14 protein-coding genes and 1 pseudogene are annotated in these 17,187 nt (G+C 49.6%); 7 read left to right on the top strand and 8 right to left on the bottom strand.

Annotation, left to right across the window (positions count from 1 at the left end):
• Positions 1-31: 31 nt before the first annotated feature.
• The gene (gene galT, locus H6G00_RS14900; RefSeq protein ID WP_190680948.1) at positions 32-1,132 is read right to left on the bottom strand and encodes a galactose-1-phosphate uridylyltransferase; all 1,101 of its coding nucleotides are present in this window, start codon (positions 1,130-1,132) and stop codon (positions 32-34) included.
• Positions 1,133-1,454: 322 nt separating this feature from the next.
• On the opposite strand from galT, the gene H6G00_RS14895 reads away from it, so the two are divergent.
• The 4 genes from H6G00_RS14895 (at position 1,455) to H6G00_RS14880 (ending at position 6,735) form a co-directional block, all read left to right on the top strand.
• Positions 1,455-2,258, top strand: coding sequence for a phytanoyl-CoA dioxygenase family protein (locus H6G00_RS14895; protein WP_190797342.1), 804 nt, complete (start codon positions 1,455-1,457; stop codon positions 2,256-2,258).
• 258 nt (positions 2,259-2,516) lie between these two features.
• Positions 2,517-3,548 carry a glycoside hydrolase family 43 protein gene (locus H6G00_RS14890; RefSeq protein WP_190797341.1) on the top strand — a complete coding sequence of 344 codons (1,032 nt, stop codon included), beginning with the start codon at positions 2,517-2,519 and terminating at the stop codon, positions 3,546-3,548.
• A gap of 597 nt (positions 3,549-4,145) precedes the next feature.
• Positions 4,146-6,374, top strand: a complete 2,229-nt coding sequence (psaB, locus tag H6G00_RS14885; protein WP_190797340.1) for a photosystem I core protein PsaB — start codon at positions 4,146-4,148, stop codon at positions 6,372-6,374.
• A 124-nt stretch (positions 6,375-6,498) separates the two neighbouring features.
• A complete protein-coding gene (locus H6G00_RS14880; protein ID WP_190797339.1) occupies positions 6,499-6,735 on the top strand; it encodes a hypothetical protein in 237 nt (78 codons plus the stop codon).
• A gap of 116 nt (positions 6,736-6,851) precedes the next feature.
• Here H6G00_RS14880 and H6G00_RS14875 read toward each other — a convergent pair whose 3' ends face one another.
• The 3 genes from H6G00_RS14875 to galE all read right to left on the bottom strand — a co-directional run bounded on the left by H6G00_RS14875 (position 6,852) and on the right by galE (position 10,320).
• Positions 6,852-8,762: a glycoside hydrolase family 2 TIM barrel-domain containing protein gene (locus tag H6G00_RS14875; protein ID WP_190797338.1), complete on the bottom strand. Its 1,911-nt coding sequence runs from the start codon at positions 8,760-8,762 to the stop codon at positions 6,852-6,854.
• A 169-nt stretch (positions 8,763-8,931) separates the two neighbouring features.
• Positions 8,932-9,318 (bottom strand): signal peptidase I, encoded by a 387-nt coding sequence (locus tag H6G00_RS14870; protein WP_190797337.1) that lies wholly within the window; start codon positions 9,316-9,318, stop codon positions 8,932-8,934.
• On the bottom strand, positions 9,319-10,320 hold the full coding sequence (gene galE, locus H6G00_RS14865) for a UDP-glucose 4-epimerase GalE (protein ID WP_190797336.1): 1,002 nt from the start codon (positions 10,318-10,320) through the stop codon (positions 9,319-9,321).
• Positions 10,321-10,824: 504 nt separating this feature from the next.
• On the opposite strand from galE, the pseudogene H6G00_RS14860 reads away from it, so the two are divergent.
• Positions 10,825-10,947 (top strand): annotated as a pseudogene (locus H6G00_RS14860) (short-chain dehydrogenase); the annotation flags it as partial.
• A gap of 176 nt (positions 10,948-11,123) precedes the next feature.
• Positions 11,124-12,044, top strand: coding sequence for an isoaspartyl peptidase/L-asparaginase family protein (locus H6G00_RS14855; protein ID WP_190797335.1), 921 nt, complete (start codon positions 11,124-11,126; stop codon positions 12,042-12,044).
• 473 nt (positions 12,045-12,517) lie between these two features.
• On the opposite strand, the gene H6G00_RS14850 is transcribed toward H6G00_RS14855, so the two are convergent.
• The 4 genes from H6G00_RS14850 to H6G00_RS14835 form a co-directional block, all read right to left on the bottom strand.
• Complete coding sequence (locus tag H6G00_RS14850; protein WP_190646000.1) at positions 12,518-12,745, bottom strand: 4Fe-4S dicluster domain-containing protein; 228 nt, start codon at positions 12,743-12,745, stop codon at positions 12,518-12,520.
• A gap of 198 nt (positions 12,746-12,943) precedes the next feature.
• On the bottom strand, positions 12,944-14,185 hold the full coding sequence (locus H6G00_RS14845) for an ATP phosphoribosyltransferase regulatory subunit (protein WP_190797334.1): 1,242 nt from the start codon (positions 14,183-14,185) through the stop codon (positions 12,944-12,946).
• Between the two features lie 13 nt (positions 14,186-14,198).
• A complete protein-coding gene (locus H6G00_RS14840) occupies positions 14,199-15,134 on the bottom strand; it encodes a J domain-containing protein (RefSeq protein ID WP_190797333.1) in 936 nt (311 codons plus the stop codon).
• 114 nt (positions 15,135-15,248) lie between these two features.
• Entirely contained in the window at positions 15,249-16,004 is a 756-nt protein-coding gene (locus tag H6G00_RS14835) for a Uma2 family endonuclease (protein ID WP_190797332.1), read from the bottom strand.
• A 140-nt stretch (positions 16,005-16,144) separates the two neighbouring features.
• Between H6G00_RS14835 and H6G00_RS14830 the strand changes: the two genes are divergently transcribed.
• Positions 16,145-17,035 carry a tetratricopeptide repeat protein gene (locus H6G00_RS14830; protein WP_190797331.1) on the top strand — a complete coding sequence of 297 codons (891 nt, stop codon included), beginning with the start codon at positions 16,145-16,147 and terminating at the stop codon, positions 17,033-17,035.
• Positions 17,036-17,187 lie beyond the last annotated feature (152 nt).

Genomic DNA, 17,187 nt, shown 5'->3' with positions numbered 1-17,187 from the left:
CTACGGAATTTGCTACTTTCCAAACGCCCTCTTATACAGTGTGTAATTCCTCCAAATTGACATTTACAGCCTGTAATTCCTTTGCTTTCTCCTCGGGTAGCGCATCGTTGGCAAACATTCCGGCTGCTAGCTCCGTTCCTGCTAGATATTTCAGCCGTTCTGAGGTGCGGTAAGGAGGGTAAAACTCAGCGTGGAGATGCCATTCTGGATGGGGTTGACCATCGGTAGGAGCCTGAAACCACGCCATCAAATAGGGGAAAGGACGATTCCACAGTCCGTCATATTTCAAGGTGACCGTTTTTATGGCTCTAGCCAATCCCCCACGCTGCTCTGAAGTGAGTTCTAAAAAACCTGGCACGGGTTGAATGGGAGCAATCCAAACCTCATAGGGGTAGCGAGCACACACCGGCACAAAGGCGATCGCCCACTCATCTCGATATAAAATTCGCTGATTGTCCTTAATTTCCTGTTGAATCAGGTCTTGTAACAGTCCCTGCTGGTGCTGGTCGTAATAGGTTTGCTGGCAGGACTGCATCCGCGCAGGAACAGGTGGCACAAACGGATATGCATAAATTTGTCCGTGCGGATGGTGTAGCGTCACGCCGACTTCTACCCCTTTATTCTCGAAGGGCAGCACGTACTGAATTTGAGAGATGTTTCCTAAGTGACGGGTGCGATCGCCCCACACCTCCAATAGCAGTTCCAAATGATCCAGCTCTAGAGAACCGAGATAAGCTTGGGGGTCTTGAGTAAAGACCACCACTTCACAGGCTCCGTTAGAAGGCAAGGTTTCGACAATTTCAGGAGGTGCATCGTGAGCCGCTGGAGTCATTGATGGAAAACGGTTTTCAAACACCGCCACATCATATTTGCCTTGGGGAAGCTCAGTCGGAAATTGAGGATTGTGAGTTGGAGCCAGCGGATTGTACTCCGGGGGCGGCATAAACGTGCGCCCCTGTCGATGACTGGCATAGGCAACCCACTCACCCCGCAGCGGATGCCAACGCAAATGGGGGTTTGCCTGCACAGGTTCATTACTTGGACTGGGAGCCTGAATGTCTGTCGCAATCGGAGTACGACTGTACAAAGTCAACGTTCGACCATCCGGCTTGGACAACTCCTGAGAATGCATCTCTAGACACAAATAGAGGATATATCAAGCTTTACGTTTCAAGCTGTTTCACACATTCCCTTAAAGACGGGTTCTTTGTAACAAGGACTCGTGATAATAAACACACTTTTTATGATTTAATCCAACAATTTCTTGTCTAAATTTCCTAACGGTTCACCCCATTGGGAGAGGTATTTCAAACTTTTTTTACAATTTGGTTGGCGATCGCCCCATTGCTTCTATCCAGGGGAATAATTGAAAGTGTATAGAGCGCTACTTCTCTATTCAGTCTGCCCCCAAGGGCAGCATCTAGATTTAATGCCCGAGTTCAGCAAATAGTGAAATGATTCAAGCTACAGGTGTTACTAAATTCACAACAGCAGATTTCAATCAGCTTGCCGAAGACCTGAATCGAGATGGAATCTGCATTATTCGTCAACTTTTCGATCCGCAACTGATTAAAGAGTGGGCAGAAGCCTTCAACCAACTCTTTGAGCAGCGCCAAAACCAACCAGGCGGATTAGCCCCGCGTGAGCAAGCTCGCTACTATTTAACCCTGCCCTGGGTTGCCCCCTTTGCAAATACGGAGGTGTTTGCCAATCCGGTAATTTTGGCTGTGCTAAATCGAGTTTTTCATCAGGAATATCGCCTGGTTCAGTTGGGGGTTGATATTCCAACAAAAGGCTCAGATTATCAAGAAATTCATCGGGATTTTCGCCCGCTTTTCTCTGATCAAGTTGTTACACCTTTATATGCAGTGGCGGTAAATTTTCCGCTCGTTGAAGTAACTGCAGACAATGGTCCTTTTCAAATGGCCCGTGGTACTCATGTTCTTCCCCGTGAAGAAGGGTTAGTCAAAGTCACGGCTGGCGAAATTCCGTTGGAGTCTTTCTACTTAAAGCCAGGAGACGTGATGATTCGATCGCCCTTGGCACTACACCGAGGCTCACCTAACCAAACGGAACAACCTCGTCCAATGGTTGTGATGGGTTACGTGATGCACTGGTTACATACTCCCAAGGTTGATTTGACCGTAACGCAAGACTATTACGAGAGCTTACCAGAGCAAACCCAGCAATTACTCCGCTGTGAAGTGGTAGATCAATTGCCAGAAAAAGCTGAAAGTTACATCAATTTTAAGTATTAAGAACCGACTAGAGTAAAGCAAGCGTGGGGGTGGGCATTGCCCACCCCCACGTTTGCTTTACTCTGTTTCGCATTCACTTTTCGAAGTGTTAGCACCAACCTTGATGTTACAAAGTGTACCGAGCGGTAAATTGCGCCTTCTATGATAAGGAATAAGCGCACTGGTTGATATCAGTGCAATTCTGTTTAGCGAAATTATTGCCGCATTTTACTTACAGTTTTAGTACTCCTGCACTCGGTAGCTTCAAGGAAAGTAACAATGTCACAATCCACGCCAATAGAGTCTACTACACTCGCTTACACCAATCCAGTTTATCCCAGCTACTTTGCTGACCCGTTTGTTTGGGAGTATCAAGGGGTTTATTACGCGATCGGCACGGGGGAAGCCGAAGCCGAAGGAGAAGTAGATGAAGCTGGCGAACAGCGCGTCTTTCCACTTCTACGCTCTCACAATTTGGTGGACTGGCAGTCCGCCGGACGAGCTATGCTGCGACCCGATGCTTCCCTTGGCAATAACTTTTGGGCACCCGAGGTTGCCTACTGGGATGGCACCTTTTATCTTTACTACTCTGTCGGGCATGAGGACAAAAATCACCAGTTGCGGGTAGCAACTAGCGATCGCCCCCTTGGTCCCTACAAAGATATCGGCAAGCCACTCCTGGAAGCAGAGCCTTATCCCTTTGCGATCGACCCCCATCCGTTTCAAGATGACGACGGGCAATGGTATCTATTTTATGCCTGTGATTTCCTAGATACGGAAGGAGATGCACGAGCCGGAACTGCACTAATGGTAGACCGCCTAGAAAGCATGACCAAGCTAGCAGGAGAGGCAAAAGTCGTCCTACGCGCTCACCAGGATTGGCAGCGGTTTCTGGAAAATCGCCCGATGTACGGCGGCACCTATGATTGGCATACCCTAGAAGGTGCATCGGTTCGCAGGCATGAGGGGCGCTATTACTGCTTCTATAGTGGTGGACGCTGGGAAACAGAAAACTATGGAGTGGATTATGGTGTTGCCGACCAAGTGATGGGGCCTTACTCTGACGCAGGCAATGAGGCAGGTCCGCGAGTGTTACGAACCGTTGCTCACCGAGTTTTAGGTCCAGGACACAACTCCATTGTGCTAGCTCCCGATCGCCAGACTGAATACATCGTCTACCACGCTTGGGATACAAACCGAACTGCCCGTCGACTGTGCCTGGATAAACTGGTCTGGACACCAGAAGGTCCGTGTTGCAACGGACCTACCTGGACACCGCAGATGATAAGCATGGGTAATAGAAATAGCTAAGGAATTGTGGTGCTAACGCTATTAACCAACGCAGTAAACAACAGCCTGTTTCAACTTCATACTGGATCTCCAACTTGGCACTATACCAATTCCAAAAACTAGGGTTACAGATGGAAGGGCACCCCGCGCCGCGGGGTGCCCTTCCATCTGTAACCTCTTTTAAAGAAACGTCATTAAATATTGCCAGGGCAAGCATTGCACACCGCTTGGACGGGACCCACAATTTGTTTGTTTAAGAAACAGGAATTCAACAAAATTTACGTTTCTTAGAAAAACATAGATAGTGTTTGCTATCACAAAATCATGTAATGCAATACTCCTTCCTAAGTCAGACCTGAGATAAAGCGGTAGTCGGTAGAGTAATTAGCTAAATAGCTCTCCTTCTGTGGTTATAGAAGGAAAGGTATAACCGTTGAGATCGGCTAATCGAAACATAGTTGCAGAACGCTAGCCGTTTAGTTCCCTTAGCAGCAGCGTTTGGAGCTTGTCTGAGAGATAACTTAATAACTCACTTCAGTGGACGTTTAGCCACAAGATACGGTGGTTCAACTCAAGAAATAATGCGCCATAGCTTAAAGGATGAAATAGGCAACATATATGGCAACTAAATTCCCAAAATTTAGCCAGGACTTGGCCCAAGATCCGACTACACGGCGGATCTGGTACGGGATTGCCACTGCCCATGACTTTGAAAGCCATGACGGAATGACCGAGGAAAATCTTTACCAAAAGATTTTTGCCTCGCACTTCGGTCACGTGGCAATCATCTTCCTCTGGACATCTGGCAGCCTCTTCCACGTCGCCTGGCAAGGCAACTTTGAGCAGTGGATTAAAGATCCGCTGAACACTAAACCGATCGCCCATGCGATCTGGGACCCTCACTTTGGTCAACCCGCCGTTGATGCTTTCACACAAGGTGGTGCTTCTGGCCCGGTTAACATTGCCTACTCGGGCGTTTACCACTGGTGGTACACCATCGGCATGAGAACCGATGGAGAACTGTACATGGGTGCAGTTTTTCTGTTGTTACTGGCAGCAGTTTTTCTGTTTGCTGGCTGGCTTCACCTTCAGCCCAAGTTCCGTCCTAGCTTGTCCTGGTTTAAGAATGCTGAGTCCCGACTCAACCACCACTTGGCTGGTTTGTTTGGGGTTAGCTCCTTGGCTTGGGCAGGTCACTTGATCCACGTTGCCATCCCCGAGTCTCGCGGACAGCATGTAGGCTGGAATAACTTCCTGACGACCCCACCTCACCCCGCTGGTCTAAAACCATTCTTTACGGGCAATTGGGGCGTGTATGCTCAGAATCCTGACACCCCTGATCACCTTTTCAGCACCTCTCAAGGTGCTGGAGATGCAATTCTGACCTTCTTGGGTGGTTTCCATCCTCAGACTCAGTCTCTGTGGTTGACGGACATGGCGCATCACCACTTAGCGATCGCCGTGATCTTCATCATTGCGGGACATATGTACCGCACCAACTTTGGGATTGGTCACAACATCAAGGAGATGTTGAACGCCAAGAACTTCTTCGGCATCAAAACTGAAGGGCAGTTTAACTTGCCTCACCAGGGTTTGTACGATACCTACAACAACTCCCTGCACTTCCAGCTAGGCATTCACCTAGCAGCTTTGGGCGTTGTCACCTCTCTGGTGGCTCAGCACATGTACTCCATGCCACCCTATGCTTTCATGGGCAGGGATTTCACCACTCAGGCAGCGCTTTATACTCATCATCAGTACATTGCGGGCTTCCTAATGATTGGTGCGTTTGCTCATGGTGCGATCTTCTGGGTGCGGGACTATGACCCCGTTCAGAACCAAGGCAACGTGCTAGCTCGCGTCCTGGAGCATAAAGAGGCAATCATTTCTCACCTAAGTTGGGTATCGCTGTTCCTGGGCTTCCATACGCTGGCATTGTATGTTCACAATGACGTGGTGGTTGCCTTTGGTACGCCTGAGAAGCAAATCTTGATTGAGCCTGTGTTTGCTCAGTTCATTCAAGCTGCTCATGGTAAAGCACTGTATGGCTTTGACACACTTCTGTCTAACCCCGACAGCCTCGCTTTTACAGCTTGGCCAAATCACGGCAACGTCTGGCTACCTGGTTGGCTAGGAGGTATCAACAGTGGTACCAATTCTCTTTTCCTAACCATTGGACCTGGCGATTTTCTGGTTCACCACGCGATCGCCCTCGGTCTGCACACCACCACCTTGATCTGTGTGAAGGGTGCCCTGGATGCACGTGGAACCAAGCTATTTCCTGACAAAAAGGACTTTGGCTTCTCCTTCCCCTGCGATGGTCCTGGACGGGGCGGCACCTGTCAGTCTTCTGCGTGGCAGCAATCTTTCTACCTGGCGATGTTCTGGATGCTGAATACGTTGGGCTGGGTTACTTTTTACTTCCACTGGAAACACCTGGGCATTTGGTCGGGCAACGTTGCTCAGTTCAATGAAAGTTCGACCTACTTGATGGGCTGGCTACGGGATTATCTGTGGCTCTATTCTGCGCCAATCATCAATGGCTACAACTCCTACGGCATGAACAACATTGCGGTATGGGATTGGATGTTCCTATTTGGACACTTAGTTTGGGCGACGGGTTTCATGTTCCTGATTACCTGGAGAGGTTACTGGCAAGAGTTAATTGAAACTCTTGTTTGGGCCCATGAACGCACGCCTTTGGCGAACTTGGTTCGCTGGAAGGATAAGCCTGTTGCTCTGTCCATTGTTCAGGGATGGTTGATCGGTCTAATTCACTTTACGGTTGGCTACATTCTCACTTATGCAGCCTTCCTGATAGCCTCAACCGCCAGTAGATTTGCTTAAGTCGCTAACTCCTCATCGTTAACCATTGATAAGTGCCCAACCCGGAGATCTTTTGGATTGGGCGCTTGTTTCTTTTCAAGCGAACTCTTCATATCCCACCACGGGTTAAAGTGGCAAGCGAACAATGAGTTATTCAAAAGAGAGAACAAAAAAATCTACGAGCGAAGCTCTCGACCGTGATTATTCCGCTCAAATACACGTTTTAGGAACATCAACCATACCATTAGAACAGGTCCAAGTGGATCGGGGAAACGTTAACAAAGCTTCTGCTTATTCACTAGGTTTTAGGGTTGTTGTAGGACTTTTTCTGGCATCGCTTCTCTTTATCGCAGCGATTTATTACGGTCTGATAAATCCTTAGTCTAGCCAGTAGGTCTAGCCAGTAGGGTGTCCTAATTCCGCCCATCCCAGTCCTTCTCCCGCAGGAGAGGAACTGGAGTGGGCGCAGTTGTTTTTGTTTCTTGTTCCTCCCGAACTTCAACAACCGTTAGGTCCGCAGTGGGCCACGAGTTGAGGCTGTTCGGAGGGGGGTGTCCACTGCCCTGATACGACATCAGGGCTGAAGCCTCTACCATGAGTGGCAGCGGCGATCGCCTCTAATGCGAACTTAGGAGTGCGATCAGCGTAGAGCAGCCCGTTTGCTTCCTGGAAAGTATCGGTCAGCTGGGTATAGCAGAAACCGCTAAAGATCTCAACCTGATTTATTACTCTCAACAAGTCTGCGTACTGCTGATAAAACTCAGAAGCATTGTCAGATCGGGCATAGCCCCAGGTTTTGTGAGCCTCATCCGGGGGTGTGTAGGCAATACCACCAAACTCAGTGAGCATAATCGGCTGTCCCTGGTGAGGGTAGCCATCTAAGGTGAGAATACGCCCGCCCGGACGCTGGCGATCGAACAGGTCAGACAGCTTAACTTCAGGACCATAACGATTTGCTAACCGTTGCGGATGACTGTCGTAATCGTGGATTGCCAAAATATCGGTGGCTGTACTTTCCCAACCATCGTTACCGATCACAGGGCGAGTCGGGTCAAGCGTCTTGGTCAGGTGGTAAAGCGCTTGAACGTAGTTGCGGTGGGCGGGAGTCGCAGTCAGGTCAGGCACACCCCACGACTCATTAAACGGCACCCAAACGACAATGCAGGGGTGACTGGCATCTCGCTCGATCACTTCTGCCCATTCTCGGGTCATGCGCTCAACGGCTTTAGGGGTAAAGCGATAAGCACTGGGCATTTCCTCCCAGACGAGTAGCCCCAGCACATCTGCCCAATACAAAAAGCGAGGATCTTCGATTTTCTGGTGCTTTCTGACACCATTGAAGCCCATTTGCTTCACTAGCTCTACATCTCTCCGCAGGGCTTCGTCGGAGGGAGGGGTCATGAGTGTTTCTTCCCAGTAACCCTGGTCTAGCACCAAACGCAGGTAGTAGGGATGTCCGTTGAGCATGAAGCGATCGCGCTGAATTCCCACAGTTCGCATAGCGGTGTAGGACTGCACCTGATCTAAAAGCTGCCCGTCCTGCCAAAGCTGAATCTCAGCATGGATGAGGGTTGGCTTCTCAGGGCTCCAGAGCAATTCATTCCGGTAATCGTCAATACCGGGGTCAGACAGGGCGATGCGGCGATGAATTTCTCCATTGAGTACAGCATAGGTGTCATTGACAAGAAGCTGTTGCCCTACGGTTAGCCGCACTTTAACCTGAAGGTCGCCCTGCTCTTCCCCAGTGACAAAGGCTTCAAAGCCAATTTCCCAGCGCTCAAAATGGGGAGTCCAGCGCAGACGGTCGATATAGGTTTCTGGCACCTGTTCCACCCAGACGGTTTGCCAAATGCCGCTAGTGCGTGGATACCAGATGCTATGGGGTTGAAGCTGCCAATCTTGCTTGCCGCGCGGTTTTGCTAAATCGTGAGGGTCGTCCTGTGCCCAAACGGTAACCCGTTGCACTCCATCAGCATTCAGGACAGGCGTGATGTCCATGCTAAACGGGGTGTGTCCGCCTACGTGTTCTGCCATGAACTGACCGTTGACCCAAACCCGTGTTTGGTAGTCTACTGCACCGAAATGCAACAGTACTCGTCCTTCTTTAGCTGGCAAGAGAAATTCTCGCTCGTACCAGCAGTTGGGGTGGAAGCCATGATCATCAATCCCACTTTGGGTAGATTCCGGTGCAAAGGGAACCTCGATAGTATGACTCCAACTGGATATCTGGTCGGGCTTGGTGTACTGCCCTTCATCATCAAACATAAACTTCCACTGCCCGTTGAGAGAAAGCCAGTGCAATCGCTGCAGCTGTGGGCGCGGATACCCCTGTAGAGGCGTTTGTAGAACGTCGTCAGTCCCAATGGGGCAAGGATAGCGGTCTTCGAGGCACTTACCGAATGTTTTCATTAAAGTTCAACCCTAGCTGCTCAAGAAAGGGTGCCCTTATTGATTTATGATTTAACCTTTGTTAGCAGACTTAGCTGGAGATGTCAAAGGAACAGCTCCCTCGCTTGAGTCAGTAGATAAAGGCCATACATCATCTTGACAAGGCCTGGTCATCTTGGCAAACTTGCTTCTACTCTGCTTTCTCTATGCTATCTCCTTCTAGCGAGGGGTAGCGAACTGTAACAACCGTAGAAGCCAGTTCGGCAATCCAGGTATGAGGCACTCCTGCTGACCAGATGACGTAATCGCCCTCCTCAGCCAATAGACACTCCTGCTCAGGAAATTGCAGGCGAAAGCGTCCTTTGATCAGGATGGATAGCGTCGTTGCGACCTGGTTAACGCTCCACTCCGATCGACTGTCTCCTGCTGCGTGAATGCCCCACTTTACTTCCAGAATTTCGGTTGAGCGTAGGTTAGCAGCGTTGACAAAGTGCCCTACAAACCAGCCCCGGCGCTCAACACCATCTGTCTTGGCATTCCCAAAAGTAATGCCAGGTTGGGAAAATGGGTTTTCCATTCAAGATTGCCCGTGCCGATGGGTGTGCCACTGCCACGCATGGGCCAAAATCTTGTTTAGGTTTGCATATTGCGGCTGCCAGCCCAAAATATTTCTAGCTTTTTCACTGCTGCCTACTAGAATGGACGGGTCTCCAGGGCGGCGATCGCTCTCCACGGTCTTAATTTCCTTCCCAGTAACCTGTTGGGCTGCCTCGATCACTTGCCTGACTGAAAACCCGCTGCCGTTGCCCAGGTTAAACACATCGCTATCCCCGCCGTCCAGCAAATACTTCAGTCCTAAAACGTGCGCCTGTGCCAAATCAGCAACATGAATGTAATCTCGGATACAGGTACCGTCTTCAGTTGGGTAATCCGTACCAAAAATCTTAATGGCGGGAAGTTTTCCCAGAGCGGCTAACAGCACCAGCGGAATTAGATGAGTTTCAGGAGAATGGTCTTCCCCAAGTAACCCTTCGGGGTCAGCTCCTGCCGCGTTGAAATAGCGAAATCGCACTGACTTTAAACCATATGCTGCGTCAAAATCTGCCAGAATTCGCTCTACCATCCACTTCGTCGTGGCATAGGGGCTAATTGGATCTTGCGGGTGTTCTTCTGTAATGGGAACAAATTTTGGTACACCGTACAGGGCACAGGTGGAGGAAAACACAAAAGTTTTGACCGATGCCGCCACCATTGCTTCTAGTAAGGTCAGCGTGCCAACGACGTTGTTGTGATAATACTTCGCTGGGTCTGTTACTGACTCACCCACTGCGATGTAGGCAGCAAAGTGCATCACTGCTGCAATCGAGTGGGTTGCAAACAGGTCGTCAAGGAAGGGGCGATCGCTCACATCTCCCACAATCAACTCAACTTGCAATGGCTCTATTAGCTCTCGATGACCCGCAGAGAGGTTGTCTAACACAATCACTCGATAGCCTGCTCTTTGTAGCGCTCGTACCGCATGGGAGCCAATGTATCCTGCCCCTCCAGTCACTAAAATGGTCTGTTCAGGTTGTGACACAAGAAGTTTATCTTTAAAGTTTCATGGATAATCTGAAGCTTCGCTTTATGTTCCTACTCTGGCAACTGCTCTAGGAAGATTTATTGTAAATATATTGTGTAATGGCTATTGCATTCGTCCTTAAAAAAGTGGTTTATACTACTTTAAGAATAGTAACTACACGACAGCTAATGTTACTTTTACTTGTGCTGGAGTATACAAAGGGCGATCGCCATCTTCAAAACTAGTTCAATGTTGGCAGCGGGGCACTACGGGCTGCACGAACGGAGAACTCATTAGGATGGATTTGCTCAGGCAATTTGCCTGTGAAAGCTGAAACCTAAGTTTAGGATTAGTGCCTTCGTTTACGAAACACCACTTTACTTAACTCACAATTCTATCCACAGAGAAGCTGGACTTGTCCCTGCGGTAGAGTCTGACCGAAAAGGCAGCCATTACGCTGTTATTCATAAAATACGACATCGCTTCCAGGCTAATCGCCGCAAGAACTTTTGGAATAGCAATATGAATCTGAAGCCTATAGACCAGCAGGTGGTTGTCATCTTTGCCTCCAACGGCATCGGACGAGAAACAGCGCTCCAGTTTGCTCAAAGAGGCGCAAAACCGATTGTGGCAGCAAGAAGCGATCGCTGCGTTAGGAGTAGCTGCACTAACACTTTTAGCGACACCCACCTTCAGCGGTAGAGGCTAAATGAGATTTATTCTATCTGCGTGCAAGCTAGTCACTGTGCTTGTGACGGTAACACGGTCTGAACTGGACTGAGAATTTTTTGATTAACCGAACACCCGATTGGTAAAAGAACATGACTGTAGCAATTATTGTGCATGGTGGAGCAAAAACTATCTCCAAAGGTAAAGAACAACCCAATAAAGACGGTTGTTTGGCAGCTGTCCAGGCAGGCTGGGAAATTCTGCAACGAGGCGGGGATGCCATAGATGCAGTTGAGGCGGCCATTCGAGTGCTCGAATCTGACCAGACCTTTAATGCAGGGTTTGGCTCGACCCTTAACAGTGAAGGAGAGGTAGAGGTTGATGCTGCAATCATGGAGAGTACGAATTTCGGATGGGGATCTGTAGCCGCAGTGCAAGGAGTCCGTCATCCAATCTCCGTGGCCCGCAAAGTCATGGAAGATAAGCCTCGACTGCTAGTAGCCCGTAGCGGGGAACGCTTTGCTCTGGAGCATGGATTGGAACTGTGTGCTAAAGAGGATTTAGTCAGTGAGGAGCAAAAACAGGAGTGGGAAGAAGAGGCAGAAGTTGTAGATCGTCCTAACACTGTTGGCTGTGTAGCGCTAGATGTTAATGGCAGACTGGTCGCTGGCACTTCGACAGGCGGAGTGACGGATCAAAATCAGGGTCGCGTTGGGGATACAGCGTTGGTTGGTTGTGGCTTATATGCCGATGGTCGGGGTGCTTGCTCCACGACAGGCGACGGTGAGTCGATCATTCCAGTCGTATTAGCGAAGACGGCGGTTGATTTTCTGTCAGGTAATGCTGCAAGTATGGACGGAATCGTCGCCTGCCATCCCCAAGAAGCGGCGGAGAAAGCAATTGAGGTACTAAAACAGCGGGTTCCGGGAGAAGCAGGCTGCATTTTGCTCGACCGAGACGGGCAGATCGGCTGGGCGTATAACTCCCAGGATATGGCAGTTGCTTATATGTCTGATGACTTACAACAACCAGCTGTTTTTATCCGCAAGGAGCCAGATTTAGCGATCGCCTAACCCTTTCACTATGACTCCTCCACGGACTCAGTTTGGTTGTGTTGCAGAGGATGAAAGCAATAAACTTCTGTGGAGGAAGCAGTAATTTAAGCTGTTATTAGACTCATTGACGCGATTTGCAGCAAAGCTCAACAGCTTGGTATCACGGTTGAGTCAAGTTTTCAGCCAGTGCAGAGCAGTTCTCAAGACAATGAGGGGATTAAAATAACAGGATGATGTGGCTTGCTTAATCTTCAGCAAGTACAACAGTTGAATTTGTTCTTTACCAGATGCCATTTTTCCCCCTCGTAGCAGTTGCTTGAGCTCTCTTTAATCTCTAGCTTGTATTTCCACTGCCATATCCTACCGTTGAACCCTCTACAAGCTTTACACCATCTATCCCCTTACTTTGGAGAACTGGTATAAGCCATTAAAGCGGGATTGCAGCTAGCTGCAATCCCGCTTTAATGGTCAGATCGGTTAGATCTTTTACCTTACTCAGGCGTGTTTTGCAGATCGGGTCTTTCTTCCGGCACGATCGCCCCCTCTACCGGGCAGACTTGCAGGCAAATGCCGCAGTCGATGCAGGTAGCAAAGTCGATCCAGTACCAGTCTGTCCCTTTTTCGTTTTTGCCTGGCCCTTCATGGATGCAAGCAACCGGGCAGGCATCAACACAATCAGCAATGCCCTCACAGGTATTGGTCAGAATCGTATGCGGCACAGTGTTCTCTCTCAGTGTTCTCTCTTGAAGAATCAGCAGGATGAGCCTGATTCAGCTTTTTCTAGCCTAACAGGTGTAGACACGACTGCAACCATATCTACTTTTACAGGCAAAGGCTCATTAGATTTTTTGCGTGAATGGTAGCACGATGGAACCGCGCTACCATTCACGTCTCAAGAGGTGATTTATGGGTGAGATTTATCCTACAGAAGACAGGGTTTCAATCTCAGGCACACCGTCAGCATTGATCCAGGCAATCTGACTAATGCCGCGATGACGGGCATAGTCGCGCACCGCATCCTGGCTGTCCCGCTGATCCAGGTCAACTTCTACCCTGACCAGGTTGGCTGATTCGCGAATTTTCTGGGCATAAGCAAAGGCAACTGCACAGTCCTGTGGGCTAGATGGAACAACTAACCAGTTGGTCGCTGGAGTGTTATGGGGCAGTTGACCTGTAGGCAGCAACGTTTGGTGCAACTCTTCCAGGTTAAAGACAAATCCGACACCGGGATAGGTTTCTGCTTGTGGGTGATAGATGCCCAAAAGCTGGTCATAGCGACCGCCCTGTCCTAGCACTCGCCGCCCTGTATTGGCATCTCCTACGACTTCGAAGACGATGCCCGTGTAGTAGTCAAAGGTTTGAATTAAGCTTAAATCCAGAATTAGGGAGGGGGCAATTGCCTCCCCTTCAGCCTCAAAGCTGGCTTGCAACACTTCCATCAGCGACTTTAGGGCATTCACAGTAGCCCGCTGGGTTTCATCCAAGTCCAGACTGGAAACTCGTTGCAGCACATCTGCCGGACGACCGCGCAGGTCTAGCAGCAGCAGCGCTCGATCGCGCAACTCGGTAGATAGGGGCAAAGTTTCTAGGGTGATTCGATCGAGGTGGGCGATCGCCCGTCTTACCCGGTCACGCAGGTCTTCGGGGAAAGGGGAAAGGAGCGATCGCGTTAGCCCAGCCTCTCCCAAAACCAAATGCCAATCTTTTAGTCCCAACGTGCTAAGGCAATCCATCAACAGCAGCACCACTTCAGCATCGGCCACTATGCCGCCACTGCCCAACAACTCCACCCCTGCCTGGTAAAATTCCTGCTGGCGGTTGTGGCTGCCCCGCTGTGCCCGCCGAAACACATTGGCATTGTAATAGAGCCGTTGGGGATGGCTCACGCCCGCCATACGAGTCACTGCTGCACGGGCGATCGAAGCGGTCAACTCTGGACGCAGCCCTAGCGTTTCATCCTCAAGTTCTTGCAATTGAATGACTGTAGACTGCTGAACAGCCCCACCTGCCATCAGCGTATCTACCCGTTCCAGGGTAGAGGTGATGATGCGGTGGTAGCCCCAGCGTTGAAAAACCTGCTGCAAACGGTTTTCGATCCAGCGTTTTTGAGCTACATCCAGAGGAAACAGATCTCTGGCTCCAGAGGGAGGTTGATACATTGCTACTTCTTTGTTACTTCTTCTTTCCGCCAAACAATCCAAACAGCCCGCCACTCGGCTTACTGGCTTTGCTGCTCTTCGCACTCGTCTGCTGAGATTTGGCAGACTGACCGCCTGCCTCCTCAAGTTGACGTTTACCCTCCAGCGCAATTGGGTCTTGGGGGTTGAGGCTTAATGCTTGATTAAAGTAAATTTTTGCCATCGTCGCTTGATTCGTCTTCAGGTAGACTGCTCCCAAGCGGCTATGGCAGCTGCTATTGCGAGGGTCAATTTGAATCGCTTCACGCAGTTCAAGGATTGTCCTGGGAAAATCTTGCTTTGCCTCAAATTCCTTAGCTCGACGCAAATAGGCTGTTACGATCGCCTCTTTGGTAGGTGGGGGTTTAGGCGTTGTTGGAGCGGATGGGGCTTTTTGCGTCGAGCCTTTTTTAGAATCAGACTGAACGGGCTGATGGTTTGCAGGTTCTCCGCGCGCTTCTTTACGCATCAGGTAGACCAGGTTGAGTTCGCTGATCCGCCCTGTTAGTTCTAGAGTTTGGTTGAGCAATTTATACTGCTGCTCTGCCAACTCTTTTAGAGTCGATTTGTAGTAGTTTTCCAGGTCGTTGGTTGAAGCTAGAGTGCGAGAGGCTTCGTTCATCAACACGACTGTATCTTGCTGCTTGAGCGCCTGCTGTCCTTTGAGCCGCAGCACAACACAGTATTCGCTGTAGCTTTTCTCCTGAGAGATTTTTTCGTAGGCGGGGTTGACCAGCTTTGAAAGCAATTCACTGGCGCGATCGCGCTCTGTCTGATCTTCTGTCGCGAAACTATCTGGATGGAGCCGTCGAGCAATTTTGAGGTAGCGCTTCCGGATTTCTTTCGGATTTGCGTCAACGGGAACTCCCAAAATCGCATGGTAGTCAATGAAGTCTGAGTTAAATAGTCCCTGCTCAATCTTTAAAGACATTCTGTACGTCCCACTTCACCGCCACTAAATTCCTTCTAGTGTACTTTGCTTAAGATTGAGAATTAAACAAAACCTAGAATTTTTTGCGGGATCGGAGTCATCCTCAAAGGAGTTCTAGACCTCTGTATCGGGATCAATGCCTAGCTCTCGTAGCTTTGCTGCTAGTTTTTCATTCCGCTGCCGTTCTACTTCTGCCCGCTGCCGTTCTGCCTCTGCCCGCTGTCGTTCCGCTGTCGCCATTGCCTCAGCCGCTTGGGCAGACTCTTCTGGAGTGGGAATCAGTTGTCCTTCTGGAGTAAAGAACCGCAGTTGATGGTTGTGAAGGCCCAAGTAAAGATTTAGCTGCTGGCTCCACAACTGCCCTTGCTCATTTGGCTGAAGGTCATGATAGGTGCCATCCACCAAATGAAAACCCTTGAACTCCAGCGAATCGGGGTCAAACCAGAAGTAATCGGGCGTGCGAAAGGTGTCTTGGTAAATTTGTTTTTTTAACCCTCGGTCGGTTTTGGCGGTGGAATTTGAGAGCAATTCAACGATTACGTTTGGATATTTTCCTTCCTCTTCCCACACCATCCAGCTTTTGCGCGGCTTGCATTCCGTACCCAGCACTACAAAAAAGTCTGGACCACGAAAATCTTCTGACTTGAGCCGACGAGAGCTGTAATAAATTGTGAGGTTGCCCGTGGCGAAGTAATCGTTGCGATCGCGCCATAGCCAATCCAGGCACTTAAGCAGCAGCAGCATTTGCTGCAAGTGGAGATGTGTTTCCAAAGGGGGTTCGTCGCTGTAGAGGTCACTGGGGGGAAGGACGATGCCGTCTACCGCTTCCTCCAGGACGGTTTCAATTGTTTCGGTGGCTGGGGCAGACATGGTATGGGCGATCGCAACAGTTCACTGACTCAATAATAAGGGATTGGTTTTGTCAGGTCAGACTTCAACAGTTCGATGACAGTTCGATTAGAACGATGAACGCAGTACAATAGCGGCGATCGCCCAGGAGTGTGGTTGGCATGGTTGCAAGATCTTTACTCGTTAGTTTGTCTTTGATTCCAGTGCTGTTTGCTCCGATTGGTTTAAGTGCGATTTCCGTTGCTCAGGCACAGACAGTTTCACAAACGGCAGAAGATCGGCTGAATCAAGGCTTGCAGTTTGTGCAGCAAGGGCAAATGAATGAGGCGATCGCCGCCTTCCGTCAAGCCACTGAACTGAATCCTGGACTTGCACCCGCCCACTACAACCTGGGATTAGCTTTGCGCCAGCAAGGACAGCTTCAGGATGCGGCCAATGCCTTTTATCAAGCAACTCAGGCAGAACCAAGATTTGCCCTGGCTTTTGCCAATTTAGGAGCAGCACTGCTAGAAGGAAACAACTTTGACCAGGCAGACGATTATTTGGAGCGGGCGATCGCCCTTGATCCAAACTTAGGTTTAGCCCATTACAATTTGGGACTGGTGCGAGAACAACAACAAGATTGGGGTAGGGCGATCGCTGCCTTTCAACGTGCTACCGAACTCAGCCCCTCTGCACCAGAGCCACACTATCACTTAGGCTTGGTTCACCTTCAACAAGAACAGTTTGAACAAGCTGCTACTGCCTTTAGTCAGGCAATTCGGATCAGTCCCAGCTATCCAGAAGCACACTACAACCTAGGCTCGATTCAGTTTGCTCAAGGTAATCTGGACGACGCACTAGAATCATTTCGTCGAGCCGCCGAAGCCAACTCTAATTACCCCAATGCATATTACGGAGCCGGACTGGTATTTATTCAGCAGCGGCAATACGCTAGTGCCGAGCGAGTTTTGCAATATGCCAAAGATCTGTTTACCACTCAGGAACAGCCAGAATGGGCAGAGAACGCTGAACAATTGCTAGAGCAGGCTCAAACGTTAGCAGGACAGTGAATATCGCTTAGCCTATAGAAATGTTACGTGAACTTAAGTTTGATGCAACGGCAGTACCTCAGTTTGCCCAGTAGGTAATCATTCTGTTGCTTCAAATCAGGACTTTGAGTTGACGACAGATTAAAATTTGTTCCTTAAATTAAAGTCATATA

It is taken from the genome of Leptolyngbya sp. FACHB-541 (assembly GCF_014695875.1).
Classification (GTDB): domain Bacteria; phylum Cyanobacteriota; class Cyanobacteriia; order Elainellales; family Elainellaceae; genus JAAUTN01.
Note: the sequence above shows the minus strand (reverse complement) of the source record. Positions and strands in the feature narration are given on the sequence as shown.